The organism is Aeromonas sp. 600948, from assembly GCF_049174875.1.
GTDB classification, from domain to species: domain Bacteria; phylum Pseudomonadota; class Gammaproteobacteria; order Enterobacterales; family Aeromonadaceae; genus Aeromonas; species Aeromonas veronii_A.
In genome coordinates, this window is the sequence record NZ_JAAKTY010000016.1 from 35,297 (window position 1) to 56,244 (window position 20,948).

Below are 20,948 nucleotides of genomic sequence, written 5' to 3' on the forward strand. Positions count from 1 at the left end.
GGTCCTCTTAAAATGCGTTCTGGATCCAGGCTGGCTGGTCACCCTCGAACGCAATCACATCGAATCGGCAGGCCTGATTGGCCTCGTTGATGGCATGTTGCTTCAAATAGTGGCGCGCTGCCAGCATGATCTTGCGCTGTTTGCTATGGGTGACCGAGCTGGCGGCCCCGCCATGGCTGCCGGTGGCCCGGTAGCGCACCTCAACAAACACCAGGGTCTGGCCCTGGTGCATGATGAGATCTATTTCACCGCCACGACAGCGGTAGTTGCGAGCTACCGGTTGCAGGCCCTGGGCCTGCAACCAGCATTCAGCGACTTGTTCAAAGTGCTGTCCCTTGCTCGTTGGTGAGGGGAACAGGCTCGGCAACTGCTGGCGCATCCGTTTCCATAGTTCCTTCATTGGAGGGCTCCTCCAGTTGCTGAACGGCGTTCTCGTCGACCAGTTTGCCGTTCTGGTAAGTACCCCAGCTCAGCATCCGCACGATATTGCCCTGGGCATCCACGCTCAGCTGACCACTCATGCCGGCCTGCTGCATGCCACCCACCTTGCGCATCTGCTGCAGGTTCTCAGCCAGGCTGACGGCATCGTAGCCCATGGCAAACAGACGCAGCAGGTCACCCTGGGTCTGCGGCCAGAGCAGGGCGATCTGCTCGCGCTGTTTCTCGTAGCCGCCCAGCAGCAGCGGCATATCGGCGATATGCATGCCGTTGAGCTCGGAGGCGACCTCGGTGGCTGCGCTGTCGTAGCCGCGGGAGCTGGTGTAGATGGGCAGGCTGCCCATCGGATTGACCGAGACATCCACGTAGGGCTTGATCATCCGGGTTTCCAGGCTGTTGGCCACCACATAAACGGCATCGATGCTGCGCGGTGCGGCATCAGAGAGTTGCACTACTTCGCCAGCACGGGCGGTAGAGCGGCCGCTCAGGGCATTCTTGACCATCCCCTGTACTTCGTTGCGGGCACCGAAGGTGGCAACCACCGGCTTATCCTGGCTCAGGGTGGCCCAGCTCTGCTCGAACGCCTTGATACTGCTGTAACCGATCCGCCCCTGAGCGGCGATCAGCAGCGGTTTGCGGTAGCCCTGGGTGTAGAGGTACTGGGCTGCCTGCGCGGCATCTGCGGCGGCAGAGAGGGAGAAGTAGTAGGTGGTGTCGTTGACGATCGGCTTGTCCAGCTCGTTGAGCGCCAGTACCGGCACGGTCGGATTTGCCTTTAGCAGCTCCTCGACCCGGTCTTTCAGCAGCGGGCCGATGATCATGTCTGCCCCTTCCTGAATCGCCTGCTTATAAAGGTCGCCGGTCGACTTGCTCTGGGTGTCGTAGAAGTTCAGGGTGAATTGCCCCTGATTTTCCTTATAAGACATCAGCATACCGTTACGGATGGCGGCGCCCTGCGGCTCCAGATTGCCGGAGAGGGGCAGCAGCACGGCGATCTGTTGCACCGAGGTGCTGGCAGTGGCCGCCAGATCGCCCAATCCTGCCGGCATATCCTTCTGGGCTGGATGGTTGGGGAAGTCGCGCTTCCAGCCTGCCAGCTGGCGGGCCAGCAGGTTCGGTTGGGCGCCAAACTCGTTGACCAGTGCCGCCAGTCGCAACCAGCCGGTGGTCACATCAGGGGCCGGAGCCTCTTCCAGCGCTTGCAGGGTGGAGGGGGTCATGCTTTTGAGCAACGACCAGATTTGCTGATGGTTGGTCGCCTGCTCGCTCTGATTGAGGTAGGGCTCCAGTGCAATCAACGACTTGGCTGCGCCAAACTTGTTGTTGATGTCGAGTTGCAGCACTACGCGCTGGCGATACCAATCCTTTTGGGTATCGGCATCCAGCAGCACCTCGGGTTTGCCTTCCAGCAGGATCAGCGCCTGATTGGCGTGGCCTTGCGCCAGCAACAGATGGGCTTGCAGCAGTTGCAACTGCGCCTTCTGGGCGGGGTCCTTGGCCTGCTTCTGCAATTGCTGGAACAGTGCCGAGGCTGGTTTGGTCTGGCCCAGTGCCAGATAGCTGCGTGCCGCCAGCATTTGCCAGGTAAAGGCTTCGGCCGGCTTGGCGGGGTCCACCTGCTCAAGATACCACTGGGCATTCTTGGTCAGATTGGAAAACGCAGAGGGCATGCCTGACTGCCCTGACGGTTGATTGGGCTCCGACGCACAGGCTGCGAGCAGTACTGCCGCGAGTATGATGCCGAAGAGTCGTGATACACTTAGCTGCTTTGTAACCCGGTTCAAGTTCATTCCCCGACCAGTGTTGAAGTTCCCCATAGTGTAAACGGGCCAATATGGCGACACAATTGTCGGGGCACTCGGAGATCCCATGAGTGACATCCCAACCCTGTATATAGTCCCCACTCCGATCGGCAATCTGGCGGACATCACCCAGCGTGCATTGGATATTTTACGCAGTGTCGATCTGGTGGCAGCCGAAGATACCCGTCATACCGGTATCCTGCTCAGCCACTACCAAATCTCGGTGCCGACCTTCGCCCTGCACGATCACAACGAGCAGCAGAAAGCCGATGTGCTGATCGGCCGGATCAAAGAGGGCAAGAGTGTTGCGCTGGTCTCCGATGCTGGCACCCCGCTCATCAGCGACCCCGGTTATCACTTGGTCACCCGCTGTCGTGAAGCTGGGGTCAAGGTGGTGCCGCTGCCCGGTCCCTGTGCTGCCATCACGGCTCTGAGCGCGGCCGGTCTGCCCACCGATCGCTTTGCCTTTGAGGGCTTCCTGCCCGCCAAGAGCAAGGGGCGTGACGATCGCCTGCAAGCCGTTATTGAAGACACCCGCTCGCTGGTGTTCTACGAATCCCCGCGCCGTGTGCAGGATACAGTGGAAGCGATTGCTCGCATTCTCGGTGAGCGTCAGGTGGTGGTGTGCCGCGAGCTGACCAAGACCTTCGAGTCGATCCACGGTCTGCCAGCCTCTGAAATGCTGACCTGGCTTGGTGAGGATGACAACCGCTGCCGCGGCGAGATCGTGCTGGTCGTGGCTGGCGCCTCCAAAGAAGAAGAGGATCTGCCCGCCGAGGCGATCCGTACTCTGGGTCTGCTGGTGACCGAACTGCCACTGAAAAAAGCGGCCGCCCTGACCGCCGAGATCCACGGCGTGAAGAAGAATGCCCTCTATAAATACGGTCTCGAGCACTATTGAGTCGGTCAATAGGTCATCAGACTGTTTTTTGACCTGCGCAATCCCCTGTATCGACAATCAGTCAGCCTGTAAACGGGGGCCAAGCGCGATAAATGGCTGTAAACGGGAATTGCCGGTTTACCCCGTACGTATCGCAAGGGTATAATCCGCGCTTCGGAGTTGGCTGGGCAATCGCTGCTTCGTCGTTGTGTCCCTCGGGACAGACGGGCGGAGGGGAGGAAAGTCCGGGCTTCACAGGGCAGGGTGCCAGGTAACGCCTGGGGGGCGCGAGCCTACGACCAGTGCAACAGAGAGCAGACCGCCGATGGCCCGCAAGGGATCAGGTAAGGGTGAAAGGGTGCGGTAAGAGCGCACCGCGCGACTGGCAACAGTTCGTGGCACGGTAAACTCCACCCGAAGCAAGACCAAATAGGCCCCTATTGGCGCGGCCCGCGTTGGGGGCGGGTAGGTTGCTTGAGCCAGCGAGCGATTGCTGGCCTAGAGGAATGATTGCTACCCGGGGCAACCCGGTACAGAACCCGGCTTACAGGCCGACTCCGACCTCATTCCGAAGAGCCCCGCGATTTATCGCGGGGCTCTTTTTTATGCATGAGAAAATATGGCTTCGTTGGCAGGATATTTTCGGCCTTGTCATTTTGAATGAAATTATATGTTTTAAATCAATCGAATAGTTTCGTATTTGGCACGATGGCAGCGATAGATGGTGATAGAACCCAGGATGATTGTTCGCACCCGCATATTGTGTGTGTTCTCAGTTCATTCACTTATTTCAATTAATCACCAGAGCCTAAAGCCAAATAACTTGTGGAAAATCAACCCACTCAATCTGCGGTATGCAAATGCTGCGTCAATATGTTCCCTCTGCCCCATCTCCTTGCTTGAAAAGCCCCCTGCACGTCCTTAAACTTCAAGGTGGGGAAAAGTGGATCAAAGTGGTTTTTAGAGGGGCAATCAGCCTCCTCATTCACCTTCAGGGACAGCAATTTGTTGCGTGGCGCTCATGCCATCAGCCTGGACAGTAAAGGGCGGTTGGCGATTCCGACCAAATTCCGTGACTGGCTGCGCGACGAAAGCGACGGCCAGCTGGTCTGCACCATCGATATTGCCCATCCCTGTCTGCTGCTTTATCCCCTGAACGAGTGGGAAGAGGTCGAGCGCAAGCTAAAGACCCTCTCCAGCATGAATCCTCAAGAGCGCCGTTTGCAGCGGCTGCTGCTGGGTCATGCAACCGAATGCGAGCTGGATGGCAATGGCCGTCTGCTGCTCAGCCAGCCACTGCGTAACCATGCGGGGCTGGACAAGAAGATCATGTTGGTGGGCCAGCTCAACAAATTCGAGCTGTGGGATGAAGCCCGCTGGCAGCAACAGGTCAATGACGACATCTTGGGTCTGCCCGGGGACGATTGGGCAAGCTCACCACGACTACAGGATTTCTCTTTATAAATGACCCAAGCCGCTGAACACATCACAGTGCTGCTGCACGAAGCCGTCGAAGGTCTGGCCATCAAGCCGGACGGTGTCTATGTCGACGGTACTTTTGGCCGTGGTGGTCATTCTCGTCTGATCCTGCAGCATCTTGGCCCCAATGGTCGGTTGATCGCTATCGACCGCGATCCCCAGGCGATCGCCGAGGCCGCCAAGATCCAGGATCCCCGCTTCGAGATCGTCCATGGCCCCTTCTCCGGTATCACTCGCTATCTGAGCGATCGTGGTTTGCTTGGCAAGGTGGATGGCTTTCTGCTGGATCTGGGGGTCTCCTCACCCCAGCTGGATGATGCCGAGCGCGGATTCAGTTTTATGAAAGATGGTCCGCTCGATATGCGGATGGACCCCACTTCCGGCCAGAGCGCCGCCGAGTGGCTTGCCAAGGCCGATGTGGATGATATCGCCTGGGTGCTGAAGACCTTCGGTGAGGAGCGCTTTGCCAAGAAGATCGCCCGCGCCATCGTCCACGACCGGGTGACCGAGCCTTACGTGCGTACCCGTCAGCTGGCTGAGATGATTGCCCGGGTCAATCCGAGCAAGGAGAAGGGCAAGCATGCGGCAACCCGCAGTTTCCAGGCCATCCGCATCTATATCAACAGCGAGCTGGACGAGATCGAAACCGCGCTCAACGGTGCATTGGACGTGCTGGCACCACATGGCCGTCTGTCTGTGATCAGCTTCCACTCGCTGGAAGACCGGCTGGTGAAACACTTCATTCGCAAGCACGAGAAGGGGCCTGAAGTGCCCTACGGCATTCCCTTGACCGAGGCCCAGCTGGCTGGCGGTCGCAAATTGAAGTCGGTCGGCAAGGCGCTCAAGCCTTCTGATCATGAGGTCTCTGAAAACACCCGTTCGCGCAGCTCGGTGCTGCGGGTCGCCGAGCGGCTGGCGGAGTAAGCGATGAGCGAAGTACGTGTCCACCTAGCCAAGGAGATCGTTGCCGATCTCTGGCGGCACAAGCTGCAGATTTTTCTGTCGGTTGCCGTACTGGTGACCGCGTTTGCCGTGATCCTGGTGACCAACATGACCCGTGGCCTCACCGCCAAACAGAATGACCTGATGGCGGAAGAGGATCGCCTCAATATCGAATGGCGCCACCTCTTGCTGGAGCAGGGCACTCTGGCGGAACACTCCCGGGTCGCCACGCTGGCCATGGACAAGTTGCAAATGGGTCGCCCTCTGGTGACCACCGAGAAGGTAATTACTCTGCCATGAAACGGAAGGCTACAGCCAAAACCGCTAAAGCGAACGTTAAAGCGCCATCTATCTATCCGTGGCGCTTCCGCACGCTGGTCGTATTCATCGGCATCGCCTTTGTCGGGCTGATCCTCCGTCTGGCCTGGATCCAGGTGATCAATCCGGATCGTCTGCGTCAGGAGGGGGACATGCGCTCTCTGCGAACAACCTCCACCCAAGCGGTGCGCGGCATGATCACCGATCGCAATGGTGAACAGCTGGCTGTTTCCGTTCCGGTCGAGGCGGTCTGGGCCGATCCCAAGACGGTGCACGAGTCCGGCGCTATCCACAATGAGCGAGCTTGGATGGCGCTCTCAGCAGTCCTCAAAATCGATATCAATACTCTCAAGCAACGGATCGCCAACCCCAGCAAGCGCTTCGTCTATCTGCAGCGTCAGGTAACGCCCGCTGTCTCTGAATACATCAAGGGGCTCAAGCTGGGTGGTGTCTATCTGCGTCCCGAGTCGCGCCGCTTCTATCCGACTGGCGAAATCAGTGCCCACCTGGTGGGGGTAACCAACATCGATGGCAACGGGATCGAGGGGATCGAGCGCAGCTACAACGAGTGGCTGACGGCGACACCGGGCGAGATGCGGGTGCGCAAGGACCGGCAGGGCAGGGTCATCGAGCGTCTTGGTATCGTCAAAGAGGGCAAGAACGCCAACGATCTGCAGCTCAGCATCGATCAGCGGGTACAGGCTCTGGCCTATCGGGCGCTCAAGCGAGCAACCGACGAGAACAAGGCAACGTCCGGCTCCATGGTGATGCTGGATATCAAGACCGGCGAAGTGCTCGCCATGGTCAATACCCCCTCCTATAACCCGAACAACCGCGGCCAGTATCAGAGTTTCCGGGTACGCAACCGGGTGGTGACCGATACCTACGAGCCGGGCTCCACAGTCAAGCCGCTGATTTTGCTAAGTGCCTTGCAGGCGGGTGTCACCAGCTGGAAGGATTTCATTCCCGGTGGTCCGCTCTTTATCGGTGCCAAGCAGATCAAGGACGTCAGTATTCACAAGGCGACCAACCTTTACGATATCCTGCGCTACTCCTCCAACATCGGCATGTCGCGCATTGCCCTGCGGATGCCGGCCCAAGAGATGATCAACACCCTCAGTATGTTCGGTTTCGGTATGGATACCGGCAGCGGACTGATGGGCGAGAGCGGTGGTATGTTGCCTCAGCGTCGGCGCTGGTCCGATATCGAGCGGGCGACCCTTTCGTTTGGTTATGGTCTGCGGGTTACCCCGCTGCAACTGGCTTCCGCCTACGCCACCTTGGCCAACAAGGGCAAGCGAGTGCCCATCTCCATCGTCAAGGTGACCACGCCGCCCAAGGGTGAGCAGGTGATCGATCACAACAACGCCTCCGCCATGCTGCAGGCGCTGGAGTACGTAGTCGACAACGCTATTCCCAAGGCCAAGATTCCGGGTTATCGGGTCGGTGGCAAGAGTGGTACCGCCAAGGTCGCAGTTGCCGGAGGCTACGGCAAGGATTACATGGCCTGGTTTGCCGGTTTTGCCCCTGCCAGTAATCCCCGTTTCGTCATGGTGGTGGTGATTAACGAGCCAAAAGGTAGTGCCTACTATGGCGGTGCCGTGGCGACCCCGCCGTTTGCAGAGGCCATGGGCGGGGTACTGCAACTCTTCAATATTCGTCCTGATGCGGTGCCCACAGCGGTGCCCGCCAAACTTGCCCGTACGGAGGCTCCTCTTGTCCCGCGCACTTGATGCATTACTGCGCCCCTTCGGTATTCAGGCGCCGGCGCTCACTCTGACCGATATCCAGCTGGATAGTCGGCGGGTCAGGCCCGGCACGCTCTTCGTGGCCATTTGCGGTCATCAGGTGGATGGCAGACGGTTTATCGAGCAGGCGGTGGCTCAGGGAGCGACCGCTGTTGTGTTTGAGGAGGATGGTGAATTTATCCCACCATCGACTCCGGTTCCCTGTATCGGGATGCGGGATCTGCCCGCTCACCTCTCTGCTCTTGCGGGCTATTTCTACGATCAGCCAGCCCAAAAATTGGATCTGGTCGGGGTCACCGGCACCAACGGCAAGAGCACTACGGCACTGCTGGTCGCCAACTGGCGCACCCTGCTGGGTGGCAAGGCGGGTGTGATGGGGACCATCGGCAACGGCCTGTTTGGCAATTTGATCGAAGCGGAAAATACCACCGGCAGCGCCGTGCAGGTGCAAGCCAATCTGGCTGCGCTGCAAGCGCAGGAGGCGGATCTGGTGGCGATGGAGGTCTCCAGCCATGGTCTGGTGCAGCATCGTGTTGCCGCACTGCCTTTTGCCGCTGCCGTTTTCACCAACCTGAGCCGGGATCACCTCGATTATCACGGCACCATGGAAGCCTATGGTGCGGCCAAAGAGCAGTTGCTGCAGCTGGTCGATGAGTCGAATGCGGTGATCAACCGCGATGACGAGTTGGGTGCCAAGTGGCTCGGAAAATACCCGGCAGCGGTGGCGTTTAGCGTTAATGGCCCGATTGAACACCATTCTGGCCGTCAATTAACGGCGCAGCAGCTCGATTTTCACCAGCAAGGTTTTCGCGCGCAGATTAACTCCAGCTGGGGGAATGGTGTATTATCCGCCCCCTTGCTCGGGCGCTTCAACGTCAGCAATGTGCTGGCCGCGATGGGCGTGATGCTGGTGCTCGGTTACGACTTCCACGAGCTGCTGGCAACGGCCCCGAAATTGCAGCCGGTAACCGGTCGCATGGAGTGCTTTGGCGGTGGTGATACGCCGCTGGCGGTGGTCGATTACGCCCACACCCCGGACGCTCTGGAGAAGGCATTGCAGGCCCTGCGGGTGCACTGCACAGGGCAGCTCTGGTGTCTGGTTGGTTGTGGTGGCGACCGCGATCGCGGCAAGCGCCCCATGATGGCCGCCATGGCCGAGCAGTATGCGGATCGCGTGATCCTGACCGACGACAATCCCCGTACCGAGGAGCCGGCCCGGATCATGGCCGACATGGTGGCGGGTCTTCGCGATCCTGCTGCGGTGCAGGTGGAGCACGACCGGGTCAAGGCGATTGCGCTGGCCATCGGTCAGGCGAGCAAACAGGACATCATCCTGGTGGCCGGTAAGGGTCACGAGGATTATCAGATCATTGGAACCGACAAGCGGCACTACAGCGACCGGGAAACCGTTGCGGCCGCCTTGCACACATTATTGGAGTCATTCAAATGATGACCCTCAGGCTTGCCGAGCTGGCTCAGGTACTCGATGCCCGTCTGATTGGTAACGATGGCGAGATCAGCGTCGTCAGTACCGACACCCGTACTCTGGGCGCGGGTGCCCTGTTCGTTGCCCTGCGCGGCGAGCGCTTCGATGCCCACGATTTTTGCGAGCAGGCCGTTCAGGCAGGGGCCTCTGCCCTGCTGGTCGAGCGTGAGCTGCCGCTGGCCATCCCCCAGCTGGTGGTGACCGACAGTCTGAAAGGACTGGGCCGACTCGGCAAGCTGGTACGCGAGCGCATCAACCCGAAAGTGCTGGCTATCACCGGCAGCTGCGGCAAGACCACGGTGAAGGAGATGGCAACCGCCATCCTGCGCAACGAAGGGGAAGTGCTGGCCACCGCTGGCAACTTCAACAACGAGGTGGGCGTGCCGCTCACCCTGCTGCGCCTCGAGCCGCAACACCGGTTTGCAGTGATGGAGCTGGGTGCCAACCATCCGGGCGAGATCGCCTGGACTACCTCGCTGGCCAAACCCGATGCCGCCATCATCAACAACGTGGCGGCGGCCCATCTGGAGGGCTTCGGCTCGCTGGAAGGTGTGTTCCACGCCAAGAGCGAAATTTTTGAGGGGCTGAGCGAGGGCGGCACGGCCATCGTCAACGCCGACAACGAATTCTGGCCGAAGTGGCGGGAACGCGGCATTCAGTGCGCCTTCTCCATCGACGATCAGAGCCAGCCGTTCCACGCGCGCAACCTTGTGCTCAACGAACAAGGCTGCGCCGAGTTCGTGATGGTGACCCCGCAGGGTGAGCTGAGCCTGACTCTGGCGATCCCGGGTCGCCACAACGTGGCCAATGCGCTGGCTGCTGCTGCCGGTACCCTGGCACTCGGTGCTTCTCTGGCCTCGGTCAAAGCCGGTCTGGAGCAGATGGCTCCGGTCAAGGGACGCTTCTGTGTTCAGCACTGGGGCGGTCTGACCCTGGTGGATGATACCTACAACGCCAGCGTGGAGTCCGTGCTGGCGGGCATCGATGCCTTGACCGCCATGAGCGGCTTTAAGGTGCTGGTGTTTGGCGACATGCGGGAACTGGGTGAGGAGTCTGCCGAGCAACATGCCCGGGTTGGCCGTCATGCCCGCGAGTGCGGTCTGGATGCCGTGCTGACAGTAGGGGAACATAGTCGCTATACCGCAGATGCCGCGGCTGGCCGACATTTCGATAACAAGGCGTCGTTGTTTGAAGTGCTTGCGCAAATGATAAATACACATCAGGAAATTTCGATTCTGGTCAAGGGTGCCCGTGGCTCCCGCATGGAAGATATCGTCGAGATGGTCAAAGGCCATCAGGAGTCAGCCACATGCTAGTCTGGCTGGCCGAACTGCTCACCCCGCACTTCACCTTCTTCAACGTCTTCTCCTACCTGACGTTTCGCGCCATCCTGTCGATCATTACCGGTCTGGGAGTTGCGCTCTGGATGGGGCCGCGCCTCATTCGTCGCCTGCAGATCCTGAAGTTCGGTCAGGTGATCCGCAACGATGGTCCCGAGTCCCACCTCAGCAAGCGGGGCACTCCGACCATGGGTGGTCTGATGATCATTGCTGCGATTTTCACGTCTGTGCTGCTCTGGTGCCGCCTCGACAACCCCTATGTCTGGCTGGTGCTGTTTGTGCTGGGTGCCTATGGCGCCATCGGCTTTGCCGACGACTACCTTAAGGTGGTGCGCAAGAATACCGACGGCCTGATCGCCCGCTGGAAGTACTTCTGGCAATCCGCCGTTGCGCTGGGAGTGGCTGTATTCCTCTACGCCACGGCCACCCATGATGGTCAGACCCAGCTGGTGGTGCCCTTCCTCAAGGATGTGATGCCGCAACTTGGCCTGATGTTTATCCTGCTCACCTATTTCGTCATTGTTGGTACCTCCAACGCGGTCAACCTGACCGATGGTCTGGATGGCTTGGCCATCATGCCGACCGTGATGGTGGCGGGCGGCTTTGCGTTTATCGCCTGGGCAACCGGCAACGTCAACTTCGCCAGTTACCTGCATATTCCCTATGTTCCCTATACCTCCGAGCTAGTGATCGTCTGTACTGCCATCGTCGGGGCAGGTCTGGGCTTTCTCTGGTTCAACACCTATCCGGCACAGGTCTTCATGGGGGACGTCGGTTCCCTGGCATTGGGCGGCGCGCTCGGCACCATCGCCGTGCTGGTACGCCAGGAGTTCCTGCTGGTGATCATGGGCGGTGTCTTCGTGATGGAGACTGTCTCGGTGATCCTGCAGGTGGGGTCTTACAAGCTGCGCGGCGTGCGGATCTTCCGCATGGCGCCGATCCATCACCACTACGAGAAGAAGGGCTGGCCGGAGCCGCGCGTTATCGTGCGTTTCTGGATCATCACCCTCGTGCTGGTGCTGCTGGGTCTTGCCACCCTGAAGGTGAGGTAAGGCCATGGTCATCGTTATCGGACTCGGCAAAACCGGACTCTCCTGCGTCGACTACTTCCTCGGCCGTGGTGTCACCCCACTGGTGATGGACACTCGCGCCAACCCGCCCGGCAAGGATCAACTACCTGCCGAGGTGGAACTCATTTACGGGCTGGATGGTGAGCGACTCAAACAGGCGCATATGATCGTCGCGAGCCCGGGCATTGCCCTGGCTACCCCTGAATTGAAAGCGGCTGCCGAATGTGGTGTGCAGATCGTCGGCGATATCGAGTTGTTCGTTCGCGAGACCGAGACACCGGTCATCGCCATCACAGGTTCCAATGGCAAGAGCACTGTCACGACCCTGGTGGGTGAGATGATTGCCGAAGCCGGGCTCAAGGTGGGCGTGGGCGGCAATATCGGTACGCCTGCGCTGGAGCTGCTCAAGCAGCCGATGGATCTCTGCGTACTGGAGCTCTCCAGCTTCCAGCTGGAGACCACTCACAGTTTGCGTGCTGCTGCCTCTGTGGTGCTGAACCTCTCTGAAGATCACATGGATCGCTATCAGGGTATGGCCGACTACCGCGCCGCCAAGATGGAGATCCATCAGCACTCCAAACACATTCTGGTCAATCGCGACGATCCCCAGACTTTGCCCGATGTGGGTCAGGTGTGGCAGAGCTTCGGTCTTGACTGCAATGGCTATGGCCGCTGCCTGCTGGATGGCCGCTACTGGTTGACCCTGCACGGCGAGCCGCTGCTGGCGGTGGACGAGATGAAGATCGTCGGTGCCCACAATCAGGCCAACGCGCTGGCCGCCATGGCGCTGTGCGATGCGGTCGGCATTCCCCGCGCTGCCCAGCTCACCGTGCTGCGCCGCTTTGAAGGCTTGCCCCACCGTGCCCGTTTCGTGCGCGAAGTGAACGGGGTGCGCTGGATCAACGACTCCAAAGCCACCAACGTGGGAGCTACGCTAGCTGCCGTTGCCGGTGTGCGCGAGTCGGTCAAGGGGCGCCTGTTGCTGCTGGCCGGTGGTCAGGGCAAGGGGCAGGATTTTGGCCCGATCCAGGCGCTGCTGGGCAACCAGATCGATCACATGTACTGCTTCGGTCAGGATGCCGAGGTGCTGCTGGCGCTGGGCGAGCAGACCGAACGGGTGGCCGACCTGGCCACTGCGGTTGCCAAGGCGGCTGCCGATGCCAAGCCCGGTGACTGGGTGCTGCTGGCGCCAGCCTGTGCCAGCCTCGATCAGTTCAAGTCGTTCGAGGTGCGTGGCGATCGCTTTACCGAGATGGTGATGGCGCTATGAATGTCCTTCGCGCAGCCGCAGGTCTGTTCCAGCGCTGGCTATTGCCGGCGCGCCCTGCCGGCCTCTATGACCGGCAGTTGGTGTTGCTGGCGCTCTCCCTGATGGCGGTCGGGGTGGTGATCGTGGCATCAGCCTCGATCCCGGAGGGGATCTCCCTGGGGGATGATCCCTTCATGTTTGTGAAGCGTCACGCCATGTTTCTGGTGATGGCGCTCGGTATCTCCTGGTTTGTGTTGCAGGTGCCGATGGCGCGCTGGCAGGAGTACAACGGACCCATGCTGTTGCTGGCCATTCTGCTGCTGGTACTGGTGCTGGTGGTCGGGCGCAATGTCAACGGTGCGGTGCGCTGGCTGCCACTGGGCCCCTTCAACCTGCAGCCGGCCGAGTTTGGCAAGCTGGCCCTATTCGTCTATCTAGCCGGTTATCTGGTGCGGCGTCAGAACGAGGTGCGTGAAGCCTGGCTTGGCTTCCTGAAGCCCTTGGCAGTATTCGGGGTGTTGGCGATCCTGTTGCTGCTGCAACCGGATCTGGGGTCGACCGTGGTGATGTTCGTCACCTCGTTCGGCATGCTGTTTCTGGCTGGCGCCAAACTGTGGCAGTTCATGATCCTTATCGGTGGCGGTCTTGGTGGGGTGATCATGCTGATCATCGTCGAGCCATACCGGATGCGTCGGGTGACCTCTTTTATGGATCCCTGGGCCGATCCGTTTGGCAGTGGCTACCAGTTGACCCAGTCGCTGATGGCGTTTGGCCGTGGCAGCTGGTTTGGCGAAGGGCTCGGCAACTCCATCCAGAAGATGGAGTACCTGCCGGAAGCGCATACCGACTTCGTGTTTGCGATCCTCGGCGAAGAGCTGGGTTACGTCGGGGTACTGGGCGCCCTGTGTCTCATCTTTGCGTTGGCGATCAAGGCGTTGAAGCTGGGGCATCGCGCCCTGCAAGCCGACCGCCTCTATGATGGCTATCTGGCTATCGGTATCGGCATCTGGTTCAGTTTCCAGACTTTCGTCAACGTTGGCGCAGCCAGCGGCATGATGCCGACCAAGGGGTTGACCCTGCCGCTGGTCAGTTACGGTGGCTCGAGTCTCATCATCATGACAGTGGCGGTGAGCATGTTGATTCGAATCGATTTTGAGTTGCGTCAGGCGACTGCCCAGGCGCGCGTGCGGGAGGTTTAGTGAGCAAGACTCTGTTGGTGATGGCAGGTGGTACCGGGGGGCATGTCTTTCCCGGTCTGGCCGTGGCCGATCGCCTGAAGGCCCAGGGCTGGACTGTCCACTGGCTCGGCACTGCCGACCGGATGGAGGCGGAACTGGTGCCAGCCCACGGTTATCCCATCTCCTTCATCGATATTCAGGGGGTGCGTGGCAACGGCATCAAGCGACTGCTGGTGGCGCCCTATCGCATCGTCAAATCGATCCTGCAGGCGCGTCAGGTACTCAAGACCGTTCGTCCTGATGTGGTGCTCGGCATGGGCGGTTTTGCTTCCGGCCCGGGTGGCGTGGCTGCCTGGTTCTCCGGCATCCCGCTGCTGCTCCATGAGCAGAATGCCGCTGCCGGCATGACCAACAAGCTGCTGGCCCGTATCGCCAGGCGGGTGTTGATGGCATTTCCGGGCGCCTTCGCGCCGAGCCGCCGTACCGCCGTGGTAGGCAATCCGGTGCGTCCCGAAGTGGTCGCCCTGCCGGATCCGCAGCTTCGCAGCGAAGCCGAGCCGCTGCATCTGCTGATCGTCGGTGGCAGCCTGGGTGCCCGGGTGCTCAACCAGCAGGTACCCGCTGCGGTGGCGGCGGCTGGTGTGCCTATCGAGGTGCGTCACCAGTGTGGCAAGGGCAATGCCGAGACGGTGTCTGCTGCCTATGCCCAGCACGGCATCAATGCCGAGGTGAGTGAATTTATCAAGGATATGGCCAGCGCCTACGCCTGGGCCGACCTGGTGGTCTGCCGTGCCGGTGCCCTGACCGTTTCCGAAGTGGCTGCCGCCGGTGTGGCCGCCATTTTCGTGCCATTGCCCCATGCGGTGGATGATCACCAGACCCGTAACGCCTTGACCCTGGTCGACGGCGGTGCAGCCGAGTTTCTGCCCCAGTCCGAGCTGAATACCGCATCGCTGGCGGCGCGCCTGACCTGGTTGGCTGGTCGCCGGGAGACCCTGTTTAACATGGCGAAAGCGGCTCGCCGCGTCGCTATCACCGATGCGGCCGAGCGGGTTGCAGATGAGTGCAAACAGCTCGCAACCGGGCAGCGTGGTAAAGATTAATGAGCAAGGTTGCAGTGGTGACACCGTGCAACCTTGTACCTGTATGTATTGATGCCGCTGTGCAGCCGAGCTTTGACGGTACATGGCCTGCGGCAGACTAAAGAGACGATTATGACCAAGGTTGAACTGGCAAAACTGCGTACTGTGATCCCCGAAATGCGCCGCGTGCGTCGCATCCACTTTATCGGCATCGGTGGTGCCGGTATGGGCGGGATCGCCGAAGTGCTTGCCAACGAAGGGTATCAGGTAACGGGTTCGGATCTGGCTCGCAATGCTGTGACTGAACGGTTGGCCGGACTGGGCGCTCACATCTTCGTCGGTCACAGTGCCGAACACGTTGAGGGTGCCAGCGTGGTGGTGGTCTCTACCGCCATCAAGCAGGACAACCCGGAGCTGCTGGCCGCCCGCGAGCTACGTATTCCGGTGGTTCGTCGCGCCGAGATGCTGGCCGAGCTGATGCGTTTCCGCCACGGTATCGCCATCGCCGGTACCCACGGCAAGACCACCACCACCAGTCTGGTGGCGAGTATCTATGCCGAAGCCGACCGCGACCCGACCTTCGTCATCGGTGGCCTGCTCAACAGTGCTGGCACCAATGCCCGCCTGGGCAGCAGCCGCTACCTGATTGCCGAGGCGGACGAGAGCGACGCCTCTTTCCTGCATCTGCAGCCGATGGTCTCTATCGTGACCAACATCGAAGCGGATCACATGGACACCTACGGCGGTGACTTCTCCAAGCTGAAGGCCACCTTCATCGAGTTTCTGCACAATCTGCCCTTCTACGGACTGGCGGTGGTCTGCATCGATGATCCGGTGATCCGTGGCATGTTGCCCGAGATTGCCCGTCCGACCCTGACCTATGGCCTCTCCGACGATGCCGATGTGCAGGTGCTGGATTTTGTCCAGACCACCAACCACAGCTGCTTCCGTGTTCGCCGCAAAGAGGCGGGCGAGCTGCAGGTGACCCTCAATTTGCCGGGTATTCACAACGCATTGAACGCTGCAGCGGCGATAGCTGTCGCGACAGAGGACGGTGTTAGCGACGAGGCCATCATCTCTGCACTGGCCAAATTTGAAGGGGTCGGTCGTCGCTTCCAGCAGTATGGCGAGTTTGAAACCGGTCGCGGCAAGGCGATGCTGGTGGACGATTACGGACACCACCCGAGCGAAGTGAAGGTCACCATCAATGCCGCCCGTGCCGGTTGGCCCGAGAAGCGTCTGGTGATGGTGTTCCAGCCCCACCGTTATACCCGCACCCGCGACCTCTACGAGGACTTCGCCGATGTGCTCTCCAAGGTTGACGTGCTGGTGATGCTGGAGGTTTATGCTGCCGGTGAGGAGCCGATCCCGGGCGCTGATGGACGGGCACTGTGCCGCTCCATTCGCTCGCGTGGCAACCTGGAACCCATCTTCGTCGCTACACCGGATGACGTGCCAGCCGTGCTGGCCGACCTGATCGGCGAGGGGGATTTGGTGCTGACTCAAGGCGCCGGGAACGTCGGGGCACTGGCCCGTCGTCTCGGAGAGATGAAATTGAGCATAGATAGCATGAAATCTGGCGCCTGAGGGCCCAATGAGTATTTTGACCGCCAAGCCGGGGCCTATATAATGGCGAACCGGTCTGTCAAAGGCCGGTTTAGCGCGTTACACGGGGATCGATCGGGTGGAGGCAAGGGCACAGGGGCGCACCAAGGGTGGCTTCATCGCAGGGGTAGCGTTTTTCCTGCTGGTGATATGGGGCTGCTACCGGACGGCGCTGGATGTTAAAGGTTGGCTGACAGATGCCAACCGGTTGCCCATGAGCGAGCTGTTGCTGCAGGGGCAACACCAGTATTTGCAAACTGAAGAGCTGCGGATGGCCGTGCTGGATGGCGCCGAGCTGCGCAACTTCTTCGAATTGGACGTCAATGAATTGCAGGCAAGGCTCAATGCCTTGCCATGGGTGGCCTCGGTATCGGTACGCAAGAAGTGGCCGAACAAGATCAAGGTCTACCTGACGGAACAGGACGTAGCGGCGCGCTGGAACGGCAACCGCTTCGTCAACACCAAGGGCAAGGTGTTCAGCGCCCCGGATCGGGTCAAGACGCCGCTGATGCAGTTGTCGGGGCCGGATGATCAGGCCGCCCGGGTGTTGAAAGAGAGTCGGCAGTACGAGTCGCAACTGGCTGCCAAGGGATACAAGTTGCTGGGGGTGAATCTGACCCCCCGCCATGCCTGGGAACTGACCCTGGATGGCAATATCAAGCTGTTCCTGGGACGCAATGACATTGCGCTCCGGTTGCAGCGGTTTATCGATGCCTTCCCGGTTATCGAACCCCGTGCGCAAGTCGCCTACGTGGATCTTCGATACGACACCGGAATGGCAGTTGGCTGGAAGAAGAGCGAAGAGAAAGTGCATGACCAACACCGCAGATAGGAATTTGATTGTCGGACTGGATATCGGCACAACCAAGGTGGCGGTTCTGGTCGGGGAAGTATTGCCGGACGGTGAACTGAACGTCATCGGTATGGGCAGTCACGCTTCTCGCGGAATGGAGAAGGGCGGGGTCAATGACCTCGACTCCGTGGTCAAGTCACTGCGCCGCGCGGTGGAAGAGGCCGAGATGATGGCAGATTGCCAGATCAGCTCGGTCTATCTGGGGTTGTCCGGCAAGCATATCGACTGCCGCAACGAGACCGGTATGGTGCCCATCTCTGATGAAGAGGTGACGCAGGAGGATGTGGACAACGTGATCCACACCGCCAAGTCAGTTCGCCTCTCCGACGAGCTGCGCGTGCTGCATGTCCTGCCTCAGGAGTTTGCGATCGATTATCAGGAAGGGATCAAGAATCCGGTCGGCCTCTCCGGTGTGCGGATGGCGGCCAAGGTTCACCTGATCACCTGCCACAACGACATGGCTCGCAACATTGAGAAGTGTGTGGAGAAGGTCGGTTTGCGCGTGGATCAACTGATCTTCTCCGCGCTGGCCTCCAGCTATGCCGTGTTGACCGAAGACGAGAAAGAGCTGGGTGTCTGCGTGGTGGACATCGGTGGCGGCACCATGGACATGTCGCTGTTTACCGGCGGTGCCCTGCGCCACACCAAGGTGATCCCGTACGCTGGCAGCACTGTGACCAGCGACATCGCCTATGCCTTCGGCACGCCGCCGCTCGACGCGGAAGCGATCAAGGTGCGCTACGGTTGCGCCCTCGGTCGTCTGGTCAGCAAGGAAGACAATATTGAAGTACCCAGTGTCGGCGGTCGCCCGGCGCGCAGCCTGCAACGGCAGACACTGGCTGAAGTGATTGAGCCCCGTTACACCGAGTTGCTCTCCATGGTGAATGATGAGCTGGTGCGGGTACAAAGCGAGTTGAAAGCGCAGGGGGTCAAGCATCAGCTGGCAGCCGGTGTGGTCTTGACCGGCGGCGCTGCCCAGATTGAAGGCATTGTGGAGTGTGCAGAGCAGATCTTCCAGAGCCAGGTCCGGGTGGGAGAGCCCATGAACATACGTGGTTTGAGTGATTACGTGCAGGCACCGGTGTACTCGACTGCGGTCGGGTTGCTGCAGTACGGCCGCACCCATCAAGCCACAGGTAGCAACAAAGAATATGCCGCCAAGGCAAGCGTCGGTGGCCTGGTCAAACGGGTTAGCAACTGGCTGCGTGGCGAGTTCTAAGAATTTTGCTGAGTCAGGCAAATAAAGCGGAGAGACAACATGTTTGAATTTATGGATAGCCACACTGACGAAGCCGTCATTAAAGTGATCGGTGTAGGTGGCGGCGGCGGTAACGCTGTCGAGCACATGGTTCGTCAAAATATTGAGGGTGTTGAGTTTATTACCGTCAACACCGATGCCCAGGCACTGCGTAACTCCAGCGCCAACACTACCCTGCAGATCGGCGGTGGCATCACCAAGGGTCTGGGTGCCGGAGCCAATCCGGAAGTGGGTCGTGATGCGGCCATGGAAGATCGCGAAGCACTGCGTGAGCTGCTGACCGGTTCCGACATGGTGTTCATCGCCGCCGGTATGGGTGGTGGTACCGGTACCGGTGCTGCGCCGATCGTGGCCGAAGTGGCCCGCGAGATGGGCATCCTGACCGTTGCTGTGGTGACCAAGCCGTTCTCCTTTGAAGGGAAGAAGCGGATGGGCTTCGCTGCGCACGGTATCGAAGAGCTCTCCAAAAATGTTGACTCCCTGATCACCATCCCCAACGACAAGTTGCTGAAGGTGCTGGGTCGCGGTATCTCCCTGCTGGACGCCTTCAAGGCTGCCAACGATGTACTGCTTGGTGCGGTACAGGGCATTGCCGAGCTGATCACCCGTCCGGGCTTGATCAACGTCGACTTCGCGGACGTGCGTACCGTAATGCGCGAAATGGGTACCGCCATGATGGGTACCGGTTCCGCCTCCGGTGATGACCGTGCCGAAGAAGCGGCCGAGAAAGCCATCTCCAGCCCGCTGCTGGAAGACGTGGATCTGGCCGGTGCCCGTGGCATCCTGGTCAACATCACCGCCGGTATGGACATGACCATCGAAGAGTTCGAAACCGTGGGTAACGCGGTCAAGGCCTTCGCTTCCGAGAACGCCACTGTAGTTGTGGGTACCGTAATCGATCCGGAAATGCACGACGAGCTGCGTGTGACCGTGGTTGCTACCGGTATCGGTGCCGAGCGCAAGCCGGACATCACTCTGGTTAAGAGCAGCCAGGTGCAAGAGCGTCCGGTGCGTCAGCCGCTGGTTAGCGACATGATGCAAGGCCGCGTGATGGACGAAGCCCCGGCCAAGGTGGTCAACGCCGAACCGCAAGCCCGTCGTGAACCGGATTACCTGGATATTCCGGCGTTCCTGCGCAAGCAGGCAGACTAAGCCTCTTATGGCTCTTGTTTGTTTGTTGTTCAAGGAATGTGCTAAGATGGCCTGCCAACGACCATCTGGTCCGGATTTTAAGCTGTTTAGGGTACACCCATGATTAGACAAAGAACCTTGAAAACGAGTGTACAGGCGACTGGTGTCGGCCTGCATTCGGGCCGGAAAGTCACCATGACGTTCCGTCCGGCGCCTGTGAACACAGGAATCGTTTACTTGCGTACCGACCTGAATCCTGTGGTGGAGCTGCCAGCCAATGCCGATCAGGTGCGCGATACCGTGCTCTGTACCGCTCTGGTCAACGAAGCCGGTGTCCGTGTCTCTACCATTGAGCACCTCTCCGCCGCGCTGGCCGGGATGGGGATCGACAACCTCTATGTCGAGGTTGACGCGCCCGAGATCCCGGTAATGGATGGTAGTGCGCATCCCTTTATCTACCTGCTGCAGGAAGTCGGGATCCGTGAGCAGAATGCTGCCAAGCAGTTTGTGCGGATCAAGAAGAGCATCCGGGTTGAAGACGGCGACAAGTGGGCGGAATTCCACCCCTATCGCAACGGCTTCAAGATGGATCTCGAGATCGATTTCCAGCATCCGGTTTTTGAAGGGCGCAATCAGCGTTGCGTACTGGACTTCTCCGGTGCCTCCTTCGTGAAAGAGATCAGCCGTGCCCGTACCTTCGGGTTCATGCGTGATATCGAGTACCTGCGTTCCCAGAACCTGGCGCTGGGCGGAAGCTTGGAAAACGCCGTGGTACTGGACGACTATCGGGTGCTGAACGAAGACGGTTTGCGTTATGAGGACGAGTTCGTCAAGCACAAGATGCTGGACGCGATCGGTGACCTCTACATGTGTAACCGCAGCATCATCGGTGAGTTCCGTGCCTACAAGACCGGACATGCCCTGAACAACAAGCTGCTGCGTGCCTTGCTGGCCGAGCAGGAGGCTTGGGAACTGGTGACCTTCGAGGGTGAGGGCGACAAAGCGCCTATCGCTTACTACGATAACGGTCTGGTTCTGGCCTGATAGCTGTGCAACGGAACGTCGGTCCTCTCTCCGCACCGACGTTCC

The 20,948-nt window shown here is 59.9% G+C and carries 18 protein-coding genes and 1 other RNA gene; 17 read left to right on the plus strand and 2 right to left on the minus strand.

All coding sequences use genetic code 11. The annotated features are described in order from the left end of the window. Positions 1 to 7: 7 nt before the first annotated feature. Together G5182_RS14085 and G5182_RS14090 are read right to left on the minus strand one after the other, a co-directional pair. On the minus strand, positions 8 to 379 hold the full coding sequence (locus tag G5182_RS14085; RefSeq protein ID WP_321537290.1) for a YraN family protein: 372 nt from the start codon (positions 377 to 379) through the stop codon (positions 8 to 10). Continuing rightward, the gene (locus G5182_RS14090; protein WP_421231508.1) at positions 321 to 2,108 is read right to left on the minus strand and encodes a penicillin-binding protein activator; all 1,788 of its coding nucleotides are present in this window, start codon (positions 2,106 to 2,108) and stop codon (positions 321 to 323) included. The genes G5182_RS14085 and G5182_RS14090 overlap by 59 nt, the downstream gene beginning before the upstream one ends. Before the next feature lie 199 nt (positions 2,109 to 2,307). On the opposite strand from G5182_RS14090, the gene rsmI reads away from it, so the two are divergent. The 17 genes from rsmI (at position 2,308) to lpxC (ending at position 20,903) form a co-directional block, all read left to right on the plus strand. Then, positions 2,308 to 3,141, plus strand: a complete 834-nt coding sequence (gene rsmI / locus G5182_RS14095) for a 16S rRNA (cytidine(1402)-2'-O)-methyltransferase (protein ID WP_047438714.1) — start codon at positions 2,308 to 2,310, stop codon at positions 3,139 to 3,141. Between the two features lie 155 nt (positions 3,142 to 3,296). Continuing rightward, an RNA gene (gene rnpB / locus G5182_RS14100) (RNase P RNA component class A) lies at positions 3,297 to 3,683 on the plus strand. 442 nt (positions 3,684 to 4,125) lie between these two features. Beyond that, entirely contained in the window at positions 4,126 to 4,584 is a 459-nt protein-coding gene (gene mraZ, locus G5182_RS14105) for a division/cell wall cluster transcriptional repressor MraZ (RefSeq protein WP_013723406.1), read from the plus strand. After that, entirely contained in the window at positions 4,585 to 5,523 is a 939-nt protein-coding gene (gene rsmH, locus G5182_RS14110; protein ID WP_421172513.1) for a 16S rRNA (cytosine(1402)-N(4))-methyltransferase RsmH, read from the plus strand. 3 nt (positions 5,524 to 5,526) lie between these two features. Continuing rightward, the gene (ftsL, locus tag G5182_RS14115; protein ID WP_216952213.1) at positions 5,527 to 5,841 is read left to right on the plus strand and encodes a cell division protein FtsL; all 315 of its coding nucleotides are present in this window, start codon (positions 5,527 to 5,529) and stop codon (positions 5,839 to 5,841) included. After that, positions 5,838 to 7,592: a penicillin-binding transpeptidase domain-containing protein gene (locus tag G5182_RS14120; RefSeq protein WP_216952212.1), complete on the plus strand. Its 1,755-nt coding sequence runs from the start codon at positions 5,838 to 5,840 to the stop codon at positions 7,590 to 7,592. The genes ftsL and G5182_RS14120 overlap by 4 nt, the downstream gene beginning before the upstream one ends. Further along, a complete protein-coding gene (gene murE, locus G5182_RS14125) occupies positions 7,525 to 9,057 on the plus strand; it encodes a UDP-N-acetylmuramoyl-L-alanyl-D-glutamate--2,6-diaminopimelate ligase (RefSeq protein ID WP_421231507.1) in 1,533 nt (510 codons plus the stop codon). The genes G5182_RS14120 and murE overlap by 68 nt, the downstream gene beginning before the upstream one ends. Continuing rightward, positions 9,054 to 10,409 (plus strand): UDP-N-acetylmuramoyl-tripeptide--D-alanyl-D-alanine ligase, encoded by a 1,356-nt coding sequence (locus G5182_RS14130; RefSeq protein ID WP_421172511.1) that lies wholly within the window; start codon positions 9,054 to 9,056, stop codon positions 10,407 to 10,409. The genes murE and G5182_RS14130 overlap by 4 nt, the downstream gene beginning before the upstream one ends. Continuing rightward, complete coding sequence (mraY, locus tag G5182_RS14135; RefSeq protein WP_005341701.1) at positions 10,403 to 11,485, plus strand: phospho-N-acetylmuramoyl-pentapeptide-transferase; 1,083 nt, start codon at positions 10,403 to 10,405, stop codon at positions 11,483 to 11,485. The genes G5182_RS14130 and mraY overlap by 7 nt, the downstream gene beginning before the upstream one ends. Positions 11,486 to 11,489: 4 nt before the next feature. After that, positions 11,490 to 12,773: a UDP-N-acetylmuramoyl-L-alanine--D-glutamate ligase gene (murD, locus tag G5182_RS14140; RefSeq protein ID WP_421172510.1), complete on the plus strand. Its 1,284-nt coding sequence runs from the start codon at positions 11,490 to 11,492 to the stop codon at positions 12,771 to 12,773. Beyond that, positions 12,770 to 13,951, plus strand: coding sequence for a cell division protein FtsW (ftsW, locus tag G5182_RS14145; protein ID WP_421172509.1), 1,182 nt, complete (start codon positions 12,770 to 12,772; stop codon positions 13,949 to 13,951). Before murD ends, ftsW begins: the two co-directional genes overlap by 4 nt. Continuing rightward, positions 13,951 to 15,033 carry an undecaprenyldiphospho-muramoylpentapeptide beta-N-acetylglucosaminyltransferase gene (gene murG / locus G5182_RS14150; protein WP_421172508.1) on the plus strand — a complete coding sequence of 361 codons (1,083 nt, stop codon included), beginning with the start codon at positions 13,951 to 13,953 and terminating at the stop codon, positions 15,031 to 15,033. The genes ftsW and murG overlap by 1 nt, the downstream gene beginning before the upstream one ends. A gap of 111 nt (positions 15,034 to 15,144) precedes the next feature. Then, the gene (gene murC, locus G5182_RS14155) at positions 15,145 to 16,599 is read left to right on the plus strand and encodes a UDP-N-acetylmuramate--L-alanine ligase (RefSeq protein WP_005336150.1); all 1,455 of its coding nucleotides are present in this window, start codon (positions 15,145 to 15,147) and stop codon (positions 16,597 to 16,599) included. 97 nt (positions 16,600 to 16,696) lie between these two features. Further along, complete coding sequence (locus tag G5182_RS14160; protein WP_421172507.1) at positions 16,697 to 17,449, plus strand: cell division protein FtsQ/DivIB; 753 nt, start codon at positions 16,697 to 16,699, stop codon at positions 17,447 to 17,449. Then, a complete protein-coding gene (gene ftsA, locus G5182_RS14165) occupies positions 17,430 to 18,689 on the plus strand; it encodes a cell division protein FtsA (protein WP_005336148.1) in 1,260 nt (419 codons plus the stop codon). The genes G5182_RS14160 and ftsA overlap by 20 nt, the downstream gene beginning before the upstream one ends. A gap of 39 nt (positions 18,690 to 18,728) precedes the next feature. Next, positions 18,729 to 19,880 (plus strand): cell division protein FtsZ, encoded by a 1,152-nt coding sequence (gene ftsZ / locus G5182_RS14170; RefSeq protein WP_005336147.1) that lies wholly within the window; start codon positions 18,729 to 18,731, stop codon positions 19,878 to 19,880. A gap of 99 nt (positions 19,881 to 19,979) precedes the next feature. Beyond that, positions 19,980 to 20,903, plus strand: a complete 924-nt coding sequence (lpxC, locus tag G5182_RS14175) for a UDP-3-O-acyl-N-acetylglucosamine deacetylase (protein WP_005336146.1) — start codon at positions 19,980 to 19,982, stop codon at positions 20,901 to 20,903. Positions 20,904 to 20,948: the final 45 nt, after the last annotated feature.